At 61.4% G+C, this 13410-nt stretch carries 10 protein-coding genes and 1 tRNA gene; 6 read left to right on the forward strand and 5 right to left on the reverse strand.

The features are described 5' to 3' along the window. Positions 1-239: 239 nt before the first annotated feature. From ACW7G2_RS03955 to ACW7G2_RS03965, 3 genes are read left to right on the forward strand one after another with little or no spacing between them, the layout of a single operon-like run. Entirely contained in the window at positions 240-1544 is a 1305-nt protein-coding gene (locus tag ACW7G2_RS03955) for a restriction endonuclease subunit S (protein WP_456972962.1), read from the forward strand. After that, complete coding sequence (locus ACW7G2_RS03960) at positions 1541-2218, forward strand: hypothetical protein (protein ID WP_456972964.1); 678 nt, start codon at positions 1541-1543, stop codon at positions 2216-2218. Before ACW7G2_RS03955 ends, ACW7G2_RS03960 begins: the two co-directional genes overlap by 4 nt. Positions 2219-2255: 37 nt before the next feature. Continuing rightward, complete coding sequence (locus ACW7G2_RS03965; RefSeq protein WP_456972966.1) at positions 2256-3134, forward strand: hypothetical protein; 879 nt, start codon at positions 2256-2258, stop codon at positions 3132-3134. 10 nt (positions 3135-3144) lie between these two features. On the opposite strand, the gene ACW7G2_RS03970 is transcribed toward ACW7G2_RS03965, so the two are convergent. The 4 genes from ACW7G2_RS03970 to ACW7G2_RS03985 form a co-directional block, all read right to left on the reverse strand. Continuing rightward, positions 3145-4809 carry an RNA-directed DNA polymerase gene (locus tag ACW7G2_RS03970; protein ID WP_456972968.1) on the reverse strand — a complete coding sequence of 555 codons (1665 nt, stop codon included), beginning with the start codon at positions 4807-4809 and terminating at the stop codon, positions 3145-3147. 53 nt (positions 4810-4862) lie between these two features. Next, positions 4863-5831 carry a hypothetical protein gene (locus tag ACW7G2_RS03975; RefSeq protein ID WP_456972970.1) on the reverse strand — a complete coding sequence of 323 codons (969 nt, stop codon included), beginning with the start codon at positions 5829-5831 and terminating at the stop codon, positions 4863-4865. A 112-nt stretch (positions 5832-5943) separates the two neighbouring features. Continuing rightward, a complete protein-coding gene (locus ACW7G2_RS03980; RefSeq protein ID WP_456972972.1) occupies positions 5944-9072 on the reverse strand; it encodes a type I restriction endonuclease subunit R in 3129 nt (1042 codons plus the stop codon). A gap of 262 nt (positions 9073-9334) precedes the next feature. Beyond that, positions 9335-9411: transfer RNA gene (locus tag ACW7G2_RS03985), tRNA-Met, on the reverse strand. Between the two features lie 139 nt (positions 9412-9550). On the opposite strand from ACW7G2_RS03985, the gene ACW7G2_RS03990 reads away from it, so the two are divergent. The 3 genes from ACW7G2_RS03990 (at position 9551) to bfr (ending at position 11044) form a co-directional block, all read left to right on the forward strand. Then, positions 9551-10153 carry an RNA pyrophosphohydrolase gene (locus ACW7G2_RS03990; protein WP_456972974.1) on the forward strand — a complete coding sequence of 201 codons (603 nt, stop codon included), beginning with the start codon at positions 9551-9553 and terminating at the stop codon, positions 10151-10153. Positions 10154-10172: 19 nt separating this feature from the next. Then, positions 10173-10460, forward strand: a complete 288-nt coding sequence (locus ACW7G2_RS03995; RefSeq protein WP_456972976.1) for a (2Fe-2S)-binding protein — start codon at positions 10173-10175, stop codon at positions 10458-10460. Positions 10461-10573: 113 nt separating this feature from the next. Continuing rightward, entirely contained in the window at positions 10574-11044 is a 471-nt protein-coding gene (bfr, locus tag ACW7G2_RS04000; RefSeq protein ID WP_456972978.1) for a bacterioferritin, read from the forward strand. A 6-nt stretch (positions 11045-11050) separates the two neighbouring features. Here the strand turns inward: bfr and ACW7G2_RS04005 are convergent, their stop codons facing one another. Then, positions 11051-13408 carry an ATP-binding protein gene (locus ACW7G2_RS04005; RefSeq protein WP_456972980.1) on the reverse strand — a complete coding sequence of 786 codons (2358 nt, stop codon included), beginning with the start codon at positions 13406-13408 and terminating at the stop codon, positions 11051-11053. Positions 13409-13410 lie beyond the last annotated feature (2 nt).

Here is a 13410-nt window from a genome sequence, read left to right on the forward strand (position 1 = left end):
TCAGTGGGCGCGTTCTGGCGGAAGGCATGAGTGGGCGGCGGGCAGGTGTGGCGAGGGAATTAATGGTATCAGCCCCTGTCGACACGCGGAATGGCACGGTTCGGTGAGTCTGCGGGCATGGACTCCGCGAGACATAAGGTGTGGCGTTTTTGGAGGACTGACCGAGCAGATGGCCGAACAGATGACGAAGGGTGTGGAACTGGACGTGGTGATCAGGGAGAGGCTGGGGGCGTTGGGTTATGGTGTCTGATCTTCAGGGCCCAACTATTGGTGAAGTCGTCAGTTTAGTGCGAGGGAACACCTACAAAAGCGCACTGCTTGGGCGTGACGGCCCGATGTTACTTGGACTTGGAACGATTCAGAGGAACGGTGGCTTCCGTGCCGATTCTCTTAAGACATACGGTGGGGAGTCAGCGGAAAAGATTTTGCTGCTTCCCGGCGATCTTTATGTGTCGCTGAAGGACGTAACTCAGTCAGCTGACCTGCTGGGTGCAATTGCGCGACTCCCTGAGGCCGTTTTTCTCGGGCGGCTGACGCAGGACACCGTAAAGCTTGATTTCACCGGAACCCCGTATCCAAGGTCGTTGCTCTATTGGGCATTGCGAGCACCTCAGTACCGTGCTTTCTGTCGTGCGCACGCAACGGGAACGACCAACTTAGGGCTGGCTAGAGAGGACTTTCTTGGGTATCGCTTGCCCGCGCCAAGAAGCGACACACTTTCGCTTGTGGAGTTGTTGGAGGGGATCGAGACGCGTATAGAACTCCTTCGCCAAACCAACAACGCCCTCGAAGCCATCGCCCAAGCCCTGTTCAATTCTTGGTTCGTGGACTTCGATCCCGTCCGCGCCAAGGCCGAAGGTCGCGATCCCGAGGGCATGGATGCCGCCACGGGCGCGCTGTTTCCCGCAGGGTTCAGTCGCTCTGAGCTGGGGGGCGTCCCATCGAGCTGGAAGATTCAAAGTCTGGGTTCAGTCGCTGGGAACTTCAGGGAGCAGGCCAAGCCGGAGTTGCTTGATCCCGAGACTCCCTACCTCGGACTGGAACATATGCCTCGCAAGTCAATTGCCTTGATGGACCGGGGCGAGGCAGAGGGCTTGGCAAGCGGGAAGTTTTGGTACTCGCCTTGCGACATTCTTTTCGGACGGCTCCGGCCCTACTTCCACAAAGTTGGTGTTGCAGCGGAGAGGGGCATCTGCTCTACCGATATTCTGGTTGTCCGGCCGCACGAACCAGAGTGGTTCGGATACTGCATCTGTCAATTCAGTAGTGATGCACTGATCGCATACGCAACCCAAGTATCCAATGGTGCGCGGATGCCCCGCGTAGGCTGGAAGGATCTGGCCGCATACCAGGTCGTTACGCCACCAGTTGAAATAGCCGCTGCCTTTGATCGACTGATCCGCCCGATGATCCTGCGAATTCATCAGAACATCGAGCACGCGAAAACCTTGGGTAACGTTCGCGACACCTTCCTCCCCCGCCTGATCTCCGGCAAGATAAGAGTTGATGAGATGCAACAGGCGACTGCGGAGGCGTTGGGATGATCGGAGAATGGTTCGTAAATATAGATTGGGTGGCTACAGGTGGAATGGTTGGCGGCCTTTCTACATTTACAGTTGCACTGCTTACCTGCATCTTAATCAAGGAGAACAAGCTGCTCCGAAAAGCAGGTAACTCCCCGCTGGTTGTCGCACACTTTGAAACACACCCTGATGGAAATGGAGCGGTACTGCTCGCGTTCTCTAATGTCGGGACCGGACCAGCACTTGACGTATCCTATAAGATCGAGTGTGATCAGAATGATTTTGACAACTACGAAATTATTATTCGGGACTTAAAAGAGCGGCCACCTCTAACCATGATCGGCCAAGGTGAGAAATTTAGCTTTATATTCGCCGTGGGATTCAATTTGTTCAGACCTAAAGACCCGGGAATTAGCAAGCGACTCAAGCCATTCGGTGTGAAAGTCAGCTGGCGTTCTGTGGATGAGATGGTGCAGTCCGCTAGCTATTCTCTGGATGTTTCCACTTATTCTGGGTTGCCAGGGATAGCCAGCAAGTCTCCTTTAGTGAAGATTGCCGATGAGCTTTCTGCAATCAAGCAGCAGCTTGCGAAGTTGGTTTCTAGTCAGGATGGTCTGGCTTCATTTATCGATACAACAGAAATCGAGCAAGGGACAAGAGCGGTTGTGAAGGGAAAGTCAGCGGAAGTTGACTGAAGATTTCTTGTTGCCCCAAGCTTGGAGTGCTTCGTATATGGGTTTCGACGAGCTCAGGCAGTTAATGCTGGCTGCCCACGAACGCTTCCATGATCTGGTCCCCAGTTTCGCGAGTGCGTATCCCGGCCTTGTTTCCTTTGCCGCGCTGGATACGGCCAAGTCAGTGAAGGGGCGGATGATCTGGGGTCTCTCCGTCTCTCCCCAGATTGGCGAAACGATCAACTGTGCCAACGATTGGTGCCAACAACTGCACATCTGGAATATCTGGTTGCACGTGCTGCCAGAGCTGTCCGGAGAGCAACGATGGGAGCTGGAATCGAGCAGCGTTAATCCCGTTGCTTTCTTTTGCATGCTGCAGCCGGCGGCGCACTCGGACCGGCTGCTGGAGCTTGTCGAGAACCTGTTGCATCAGGGAAATCTGATCGTGATCAAGGGATACGAAGACCGGCTCGACCAGGATTCTCTGCCGGCCGGAAGGCACCTGCAACGGAAACAAGCGTTCGCGCAAGCGGATCGGCTTGGCCAGGGCTGGGCGGCTTATTCCCACTTCAGAGAACTATACTGCCAGATCGACGGTAAGGAATACCGCAGGGCGACCTCGAATTTCCGCAACCGTGCAGTGCATTCCTTAGCCTCGCGCTGGACGCAGGGTGACATCCTCTCTGCCAGGCGTTCGATCAAGCCTTGGGAAGACATGGTGCAACAGGAGGACGGCGGCTGGCTGAGTGTCCCTCATCCGAAGAAAAACGCTGTGCAGTATGCCATTGGTGCGCAGCTGCCTATGGACATGGCCCGGATGCACGCGCAGAACCTGGACCAATACCGCCGGCTGAGGAAGACCATGGTCGCGCTGGAGATGCTGGTGTCCGAGATAGTGACTGCGATCCATGTGGGATGCCGCGCGCGAATCTCATGACTATGAGAACTCAGTACGTATCAATAGGATTCGTTGCATCAAAGGCGAGCTCCTCCCCGCGATCTAGTGCCGTGCCGAGAACTCCGGCATGGAGAGGGTGTTCGGACATACCGTGAAGGCACGCCAATTCCTGGATGAAGGGGTCGCGTGACTCCATCAACGCATACCCGTCCTTGCGCCACAAGGCGAAGCGATTAAGCTCATCATCGTCCGGGCCGGAAACGCTGATACCGTTCGCCCGCAAGATGGCCAAGCCTTGACGTTCGACAGAACCCCAGGACTCGATCCGGCAAGTAATTTCACCACGGGTAAGTTTCAGGATCTGGGCAGCCGACTGGGCTGCATTGCCCCCCAATCGAAGAAGACGCGTGACGTCTCGTGCGCCGACTGCGCTTAGTACTTCGGCAAGCATGGCGAGCTCCGGGTATTGCCGTAGCCGCTCTGCAATTGAATGCAAATCTTCCGCTTTGGCTAGGTAGAGCAGTCGACCCGCGAAATAACGAATCTTCGGGATGATTCGCTTGCGTGAGTAATCATCTAGGTTCGGACCAGCCTCGATGAGGTTATTTAAACGTTCTGTATATTGAGTTCGAAGAGCCTTCGCAGAGAGCAAGAGCAAGCTTGGCGTAGCTTGCCGAAATATTCTTCTTAGCAGCCACGGATGACGCCTAAGGTTATCGATAAAGCGATCTTGATACCTCGCGTCACTCACGTCAACACTGTAATCCGGCAGCGGGATTCTAAATCCCTCTTCAGCAAATATGGCGGCAAGTCTCGCGCGAGACGAAGGCTGTGAAATCAAGAGCTGCTTTAGATCGCGGGCGAACAACATCCAGCCTTGTGAGTCGTCGCCGCTGAAATCAGACTCACCTGTCAACCAATCACTCGCCGTTAGTTCAAAGTCCTTGCCGGCACCAACGTCATGTAAATATAGCCCCAGCTCGTTCAACAATTCAGCCAATTGAGCTCGCCCGGCGGCGACCTCTTTCGGTGAGCCCACCAATACCACGTCATCCACATAGCGGAAGTAACGGTTCGGAAAGGCATCGGACATTGTTACATCTACATCTCGCAACACTAGATTGGCAATTAGGTGGCTGAACATGGGGCCGGTCAGCAGACCTTGGCCATGAGAAACGTTTTGACAGGCCAGCGCGTGGTCGGCCAAGAGTTTCATGCCTAACTCACGAAACAATGAGGCCGTCTGAGCTGTGTCGCACGCCCTCAGCCAGGCGTCAACCGCCAGGTCGCCGGAGATGTTCGGGTAGAAACGCTTAATGTCGGTGTAGCGCACGATCTGACTGGCGTCGGCTTTACACGCGACGGCGATCTTTTTTTGCCGCTCTTGTAGTCCCGAGAAGTAAGGCTTGTAGGCTCCTTGAGCGTCGTCGCCTTCTGCCAGCCGGTAGCTGAAGACAAAGGCAGGGGAGCGAAATGCTGCGTGCTGGCTGCACTCTGCGAGCAATGCAGCTTCCGCGAACGACTCATTTGGCCCCGGCAAAAAAATGTCGCGGTGATCGATCTGGCCGTCTGCGCGAACGTCCTTGAAGTGCAGAGAGCGGAAGTAGGCACCGTTGCTCCGACTCATCACGAGGTAGGCAGACACTTCCTCAGCCCAGCGATCCCTTCGTGCGCACTGATTAGCGAAGTAATAACGCAACCCAAGGTAGGCCATGATGTCGCGAGTCCGGTACTGATTTGCCGCGCGTAGTGCGAGTATCTGTGGCCTCACGCCTTCACTCCATTCAGAGGTAAGTCGAAACGCTGGATTACTAGGTGTACGTTGAACTGATGGTCCTTAAGTGGGTGCTGAACGCCAGCACTGCTCTTGCCAAGGTTATCAACCACAAGATCTTCTTTTTCGTTAGTGGTCTGATGTGATGAGAACAGTTTCCCGAACCAGGCGATAGCTCGACCGAAGAATCCACCTGAGCCAAGCACCTTATTCGTTTGCGGCTCGATCCAGAGCACAAAGCTGTTGTGAGCTCGACCGTGTACGAACAGGCTTTCGAATTGCGGGGTAGATTCTTTCCACTTTCCTTCGCCCTGTAGAAAGCCGGAAAAATTGGCCAGAACCATAATGCGGGCTGAACATCCTTGGCCAAGCACGGTCAGGCGGTTGGTTAAGTCGGCGGTGGAAAATTTATCCAGCGCATCCCACGGCAGGAACTCAGCGGAGACCCAGATCGCCTGCTCGGATAACGCCGGCTTGATGTGATTCATTGCTCGGCATGCATAGTCTCGCGCGGGCTCAGATAGCTCGCCGCCAACGACCTTGATGTGCAGCGGGCTGCGCGGGATCCGGTTCTGGCGCCGCAACTCTGCAATGCTTGCGAGCAGTGTCAAAACTGCCGCACCGGAACCACAGGGCAGATCTGCGACTAATACAGTCCCGCCTGAAAAGACCTTTGCAAACGCGTCTGCCACCCCAGCAAGTTCGTCCCGAGGATCAAGAAAGCCGAGCTGGACCCGCGCCGACGAGCCGGTGAAGCTCCATGCTAGATGCTCATCCGTATCTTCCTTGCTGAGACCACCTATTTTCCCTCCGGGAACAGGCTGTAGTGCCTTTTTTTCGAGACCGGAGTGTTGCAGCAAGTGCCTCCAAGCACTGAGCAGGGTCGGAGCAAGGTGCAGACATTTCGTTTCAGTGCGCCAAAGCGTTTCGGGGATATCTGCAGGCTTAATCAGTCGGACCATAGCTTCAAATTATTCTCGGGGATCAGAGTTTCGATCATGTGCACATGTTCGGCCTGCGCGGTGGCGACGCATCCGCTTAGGGTCGTGAGCAGCTGCCCAGTAGGACATGGCACTACCCTGCCCACGAATCCGCCAACAACTCGGCCTGCGCAATCACCTTCGCAATCGCCTCCGGCTGCTTGTCCGGCGGATACTTGTGCGTCGCTAGTAGCACTTTGACCATCGCCACCATCCGCGCCCGCGAATCCTTTCGGTTCTGCCAGTTGATCGTCGCTGACTTGCGCAGCTTGTCCGTCAGCTCCTGGGCCATTGCACGGAGCACGGGATGGCCGAGTTCGCGCACCGCGGACTCGTTCTCCGCCAGCGCCTGGTAGAAGGCGAACTCCTCCTCGGTCATCCCATCCGGCGGGCGCGCCTCGTTGATCTCCCTGGCCAGCCGGATCAGCTCCTCGATCACCTCGATCGTGGTCAGGCCGCGGTTCTGGTAGCGGTTGATCGCTTCTTCCAGCCGGGTGGCGAATTCCTTGCCCTGCAGCGCATTCCTCTGGCCACGCGAGCGGATCTGGTCCGCCAGCAGGCGCTCCAGAAGCTCGGCGGCAAGGTTCTTCGTCGGCATCTCGCGGATTTGGGCGAGGAACTGCTCGTCCAGCAGGCTGATGTCCGGCTTCTCCAGCCCCAGCGTGCTGTAGAGGTCGTTCACGCCTTCGACCAGCACGCCCTTGGCCACCAGCTGGCGCAGCGCGGCCTCCTTCTCCAGCCGCGACATGCCGCCGGCCGAGCGGGTCAGCTTGATCAGGCTCACGCGCACCGCCTGGAAGAAGGCGATCTCCTCGCGCACCGCCATGGCCTCGGGCCGGGTGCCGGCCAGGGCCTGCGCCTTGGTCAGCTTGGCCACCTGGTCGAGGTAGGCGCGCACGCCGCGGTTGCGGCCCTTGTCGTCGGCTTCGGGGTCCAGCTTGAGGATGTGCTCCATCGCCGGTGCCAGCAGCGCCAGCGCCCGCTTTGGATCCTCGATTCCGCTGTAGTCGAAGCCTGCGAAGAACTCCTTGCGGATGACGTCCAGCGTATCGAGCAGGATCCCCAGGGCCGCGCCGGAGGTGTCCACCGGCTCGCGCTCCGCGCCGCTGTCGCGGGTGTACTGGCGGATCGCCTTCTTCAGCTCCTCGCCGATGCCGATGTAGTCCACCACCAGCCCGCCGGGCTTGTCCTTCCAGATGCGGTTGGTGCGGGCGATGGCCTGCATCAGGCCGTGGCCCTGCATGGGTTTGTCCACGTACAGCGTGTGCACGGGCGGCGCGTCGAAGCCGGTCAGCCACATGTCGCGCACGATCACCAGTTCCAGCGGCACTTCGCCTGGCTTCAGGTCGTCGGGGGACTGCTTGAAGCGCTTCTCCAGCAGCTTGCGGTCGGACTTGTCGGTGCGGTGGGGCTGGAAGTGCGGTGGATCGACCGAGGTGCCGGTCATCACCACCTTGAGCCGCCCGGTATTGATGTCGTCCGAGTGCCAGTCCGGACGCAGCTTCACCAGTTCGCTATATAGGCGCACCGCAGCCTCGCGCGAGACCGCAACGATCATGGCCTTGCCGGCCACCGACTCCTTGCGCGCTTCCCAGTGCTGCACCAGGTCTTCGGCCAGGGTTGCCATCCGGCCATCGGCCATGGCGAGTGCTTCCAGCCGGGTATAGCGGCTGGCCGTGCGGCCTTGCTCGGCTTCGTCCTCGTCGTCCGTGGCGTCGAGGAACTCGTCCATCAGCGCCTGCTTCTCGGCCTCGTTGAAGCGCAGCTCGATGATCCGCGACTCGTAGCTGACCGGCACCACCGCCTCGTCTTCCTGGGCGGCGATCATGTCGTAGACGTCGACGTAGGTGCCGAACACCGCCTCGGTATCGCGGTCGTCCAGGCTGACCGGCGTGCCGGTCATGCCCAGATAGATCGCCTTGGGCAGGGCGTCGCGCATGTACTTGGCCAGGCCGTACTTGGTCTGGCCGGTCTTCGTATCCATGTCGGCGCGGAAGCCGTACTGGGTGCGGTGCGCTTCGTCGGCGATCACCACCACGTTGTCGCGCTCGCACAGCACCGGCACCGAGGTCTGGCCCGGCTCGGGCGCGAACTTGTTGATGGTGGTGAAGAACACGCCGCCGGCCTGCACCTGCGACAGGTGCCGGCGCAGGTCCTCGCGGCTGTCGGCCTGTACGGGCGTGGCGCGCAGCGACCAGGCGCTGTCGGCGAAGGTCTCGTAGAGCTGGCCGTCCAGGTCGTTGCGGTCGGTGACCATCACCACGGTCGGGTTGCGGAACTCCGGCCGGTCGCGCAGCGCCATCACGTAGAACAGTGCCAGCAGGGACTTGCCGGAGCCCTGGGTGAACCAGATCACGCCGCCCTTGCCGTCCTTGCGCTGAGTGAGCGCTTCCACCGCGCGTTCCACGGCCTTCTTCACCCCGTGGTACTGGTGCCACTGGGCGATGATCTTGAAGCTGGCCCCGCCGTCCGCACCGCCGTACGCGACGAAACCCCGGAAGAAATCCAGCAGCGTCCCGGGCTTGAACAGGCCGCGCATGAGCACTTCGAGCTCAAGCTGCTCCTTGCCGACCTTCTTGCCGTCCAGCAGCCGCCAGCGCGAGTAGCGCGACAGTTCGGCGCTCAGCGAGCCGTAGCGCGCCACCGTGCCGTCGGAGACCACGTTGAGCAGGTTGAACCAGAACAGCTGCGGGATCTCGGCCTTGTAGTTCTGGATCTGGTTCCAGGCGGCTTCGTGGTCGGCGTTGAGATCGGCCGGGTTCTTGAGCTCGATGACCACCAGCGGCAGGCCGTTGACGAACAGCACGATGTCCGGCCGGCGGAGCTTCGTGCCCTGCACGGTGAACTGGCGGACCGCCAGCAGGTCGTTGCTGCCGGCGAAGTCGATCACGGGGATCCGCAGGACTTCCCGCCGGCCATCGCTCGCGGTGCGCTCAAGCGGCACGCCGTTACGCAGCCAGTCGTAGACCTCGCGGTTGCCATCAACCAGGGACTGGTGGCCGTAGCCGGCGACCTTGGTGACTACGGCGTCCATTTCGGATGCGGAAAGTGCCGGGTTGAGCCGCGCCACGGCCTCCTGCAGCCGCGGAGCCAGTACTACCTCTGACCAGCGCTCACGCGCTTGCAGATCTCCGCCGGGCGCGACCGTCTCGCCCTCCACGACCGACCAGCCAGCGCTGGCCAGCCAATCCAGACAGGCGTCTTCGAGGTGGTTTTCCTTCATTCCGTGCGCGGCCCCGGTATCCCCTTGGGGCAGTATGCCGCTGAACGACTCTCAGCGTTGGCAGCGCCGGGTCGCAGCCGTCGGCGTGGGCCGCCTGTTCGAGTGTTGGGGTCGTTTTCGCGGGCTCGCCCGGGTCTGTGACACTTGGAACTGTCACAGAAAGTGTCACAGGCGGTGCGCATCGCACCTCGAACCGGGTTTGACGCATGGTTCAGAAAACAAAAAACCCCATGAAAATCATGGGGTTCGTGCGAAGTCCGGATGGTGGCTATGGGTGGACTCGAACCACCGACCCCAGCATTATGAGTGCTGTGCTCTAACCGGCTGAGCTACATAGCCATCGGGCCTGCGCGCAGGGGCGCGGCGAACCCTCAATTTTCCATGCTTGTGGTGCCGTAGTCAATCCGCGCAGGCGCCGCTTGTCGACAGGGCTGGGGCGTGGCAGAGTCGATGACAGTATATTTTTGGAGTCCGTGTCGTGATCGATCCGGACGGCTACCGGCCCAACGTCGGCATTGTGCTCATGCATGCCGACGGTCGGGTGTTCTGGGCCCGACGCGTGCGTCGTGACGGTTGGCAGTTCCCGCAGGGCGGGATGAACACCGACGAGACGCCGCTTGAGGCGATGTATCGCGAGCTGCGCGAGGAAACCGGGCTGCTCCCCGATCACGTGGCCGTGCTTGGGGCTACGCCTGGCTGGCTGCGCTACCGGCTGCCGCCGCGGGCCATCCGCCGCAACGACAAGCTGGTGTGCATCGGCCAGAAGCAGGTGTGGTTCCTGCTGCAGTTCACCGGGCAGGAGGGCGATCTGCGCCTGGACCTGACCGACAAGCCCGAGTTCGACCACTGGCGCTGGGTGGATTTCTGGTACCCGATGGAGAACGTGGTCACCTTCAAGCGCGGAGTGTACGCCAGCGCCCTGCGCCACCTGGCGCCGTTTGCGCGGCAGGTGGCGGGAACCGCGGCCGTCCCGCCCAGGACGTTCGATCCGCCGCGTCGCCACGGGCTGCGTCGCAAGCGCCCGCAGGACAGGGCTCCGGCGGGTGAGCGCGCCCGAGGTCGCAAACCCGGCACGAACTGAGAACCGTTTGCGACCGTAATTGACAATCATTCTCGACTGCGGTGAAATGGAGGCCGTTTCCCAGACCGGTCTTTGCACTGTGTACGTTTGCCTTTGCCACGGGGTTACCGACAGCGAAATCCGCGATGCGGCCACGGCCGGTTGCGGGGAGATGTCGGAATTGATGATGCGTACCGGGTGCGGTTCGAGCTGCGGCTCCTGCATCGAAACCGCGAGCGGGCTGCTGGACGAGGTCCACGGTCGCGACGCGGAAGACGCACTGGAGGCGGCGCCGCTCGCGCTGCCGGTCATCGCCGAAGCCGCCTGAGCGGCTGTCAGCCCCGGCCCGCTCCCGGGCCGGAATGAGCACGATTCGCGTTCCGCCACGGGATTCACCGGGGCGGTACAGTGGTGGCCGCAACCGCTGACGGAGGTGCCCCCATGAAAGGCGACAAGAAGGTCATCGAGTTCCTCAACAAGGTGCTCTACAACGAACTGACCGCGATCAACCAGTACTTCCTGCACGCCAAGATGCTCAAGCACTGGGGTCTGGAGCGCTGGGCGAAGCACGAGTACGAAGAGTCGATCGATGAGATGAAGCACGCCGACAAGCTGGCGGAGCGCATCCTGTTTCTGGAGGGGCTGCCCAACTTCCAGGCCCTGGGCAAGCTGAAGATCGGTGAGGGCCCGCGCGAGATCCTGGACTGCGACCTGGCCTTGGAGCTGGAGGGGGTCCCGCTGCTGCGCGATGCCATCGCCTACTGTGAAGAAGTGAGTGATTACGTCAGCCGTGAGCTGTTTGTCGATATCCTCGAAGATGAGGAAGAGCACGTGGACTGGCTTGAAACCCAGCTTGACCTGATTGAGCGGGTCGGGATGGAGAACTATCTGCAGGGGCAGATGGCGGACTGATTCCGGTCAGATGGCGGCGTCGCTGCGCGAACGCAGCTGGCGCCGGGCCCTGCCGAACTCGTTGATCACCACTGCCACCGCCACTGCCGGACGCTCCAGCTTGCCTTCGCGCGCGCCCTGCTCAACCCGCCTGGCCGCGGCCGAGAGCAGCATGGCCCCCAGGTTGGCGCTGGACGATTTGAGCGAATGGGCAGCGTCACGCAGGGCAGCGTAGTCCGGTTTGGAGGCGGCGATCTCCAGCCGCGCGAGCAGCTTGGGCGTATCTTCCAGGAACAGGTCAATCAGGTGTTCGACCTCGTCTCCGAGCATGCTGCGAAGTTCATCCAGCACTTCTTCATCGATCACCGGTGCGGGCGGCGGCCTGGTGGTTGAAGTCGGGGGGGCAACCGGTGTGGGTGCCACAACTGCTGGTGCCGCCTGCGTCTTCTGGGCGTCATCTTCAGCAAGATCTTCCCCGCCCGTGTCCACCTCATCGACAGGGGGCATATCCGGGTTCCACCAGTGATAGATGCAGCGCTCCAGCTCGCTGCGGGTGACCGGCTTGGGCAGGTAGTCGTCCATGCCGGCATCCAGGCATTTCTGGCGGTCGCCGGCCATGGCGTTGGCGGTCATGGCGATGATTGGCAGGTGGCGCCCCGAGCCGGCTTCGCTCTCGCGCCACTGGCGGCTGGCGGTGTAACCGTCCATCACCGGCATCTGGCAATCCATCAGCACCAGGTCGTAGCGCGATGCGGACATGCGCAGCAGCGCGGCCTCGCCGTTGCCGGCGGTGTCGCAGGTGATGCCCAGCATGGTCAGCAGGCGCTGGCCGACCATGAGGTTGACGGGGTTGTCTTCCACCAGCAGTACCCGGGGGGTACGGGCAGGGCGGGCGGGCGCGTCGGCTGCGGCAGCCGTTTCCGCGGCAGGTGCAGTCTGGCTCTCTGTCGGCTCCAGGTAATCCACGTCCACGGCCATCAACGGGCGGCTCTCCGGCTCGCCTACCAGGGCAGCGCGCAGGTCGGCGTCGGGTGCCTGGCGGCTGAGCACGGTGGCGCTGCGGCGCAGCTCCTCGGGCACTTCATCGTCGCCGTACAGGCAGACCAGCTGGAGATCGCCGTAGATGGCCTGGCGGCCGAGGTTGCGGTGCAGGGCCAGGGCCGTGTGGCGCATGCCGGCCAGGTCCGCCAGCACGATCGAATAGGCCCACGGTGCGCCCTGGCTTGCAGCGGTACGCAGGCGGTTGAGGGCTTCCTGGGTGGTCTCCACCGTGCTGACCCGCAGCCCCCAATTGGGCAACAGCATGGACAGGCGCAGACGCAGGCGCGGATCGGCGCTCAGCAGCAGCAGGCGGCCGCCATCGGCAAGCCGCTCATTGGTGGGCATGTCGCCCTGGACCTTGAGCATGGGCACTTCAAACCAGAAAGTGGCGCCCTGGCCGGCCTCCGAGTCCACCCCGATCTGCCCGTCCATCAGCTCCACGATGCGCTTGGAGATGGCCAGGCCCAGGCCGGTCCCGCCGTACAGGCGGGTGGTGGAGGCGTCGGCCTGGTTGAACGCCTGGAACAGGCGCGGCTGCGCCGCCCTGGAAATGCCTACGCCGGTATCACGCACCTCGAACCGCAGCTGGTGCTGGGCCGTGCTTTCCCCGATGCGGTGCACGTTGACCGTGATCGAGCCGCGTTCGGTGAACTTGACCGCGTTGCTGAGCAGGTTGCCCAGTACCTGGCGCAGGCGAACCGGGTCGCCGCGTACGGGCAGGCGAACGCTGGAGTCGATCTGCAGGTGCATGCGCAGGCCCTTGCTCTGCGCCGGACGCTCCATCATCTGGATCACTTCCTCCAGCAGCTCACGCACGTTGAAGGCGGTGCTTTCCAGCTCGAGCTTGTCGGCCTCGAGCTTGGAGTAATCGAGGATGTCGTCAACGATCCGCAGCAGATGCTGGGATGACGTGTGTGCGGTGCGCACCAGTTCGGCGTGGTCTGCGGCCAACCGTGCATGCATCAGCAGGTCCAGCATCGGCACGATGCCGTTGAGGGGCGTGCGGATCTCGTGGCTCATGGTGGCCAGGAACTCGCCCTTGGCCATCACAGCGGCCTCTGCGGTGCGCTTGGCGTGGCGCAGCTGCTGTTCCAGCTCGGCGTGCCGGACAACTTGCTCGCGCAGCTCGGCGCGCTCGGCCTCGCTGTGGCGCATCTGTTCCTGCGCCTCTTCGATCTCCCGATCGTAATGCTGCATGAAATAGGTCGTTGCGCAGAGGGCGAACGCTGCCAGCAGCGTCAGCACCAGCGCGATGCCTTGCCACGGGCCGGCCAGGCCGAAGAAATCCAGCAGCAGCATGATGGCCGCGCCGCAGGCTGCACCCAGGGCGAGCCAGCGGAGCATGA

It is taken from the genome of Luteimonas sp. A277 (genome assembly GCF_054052045.1).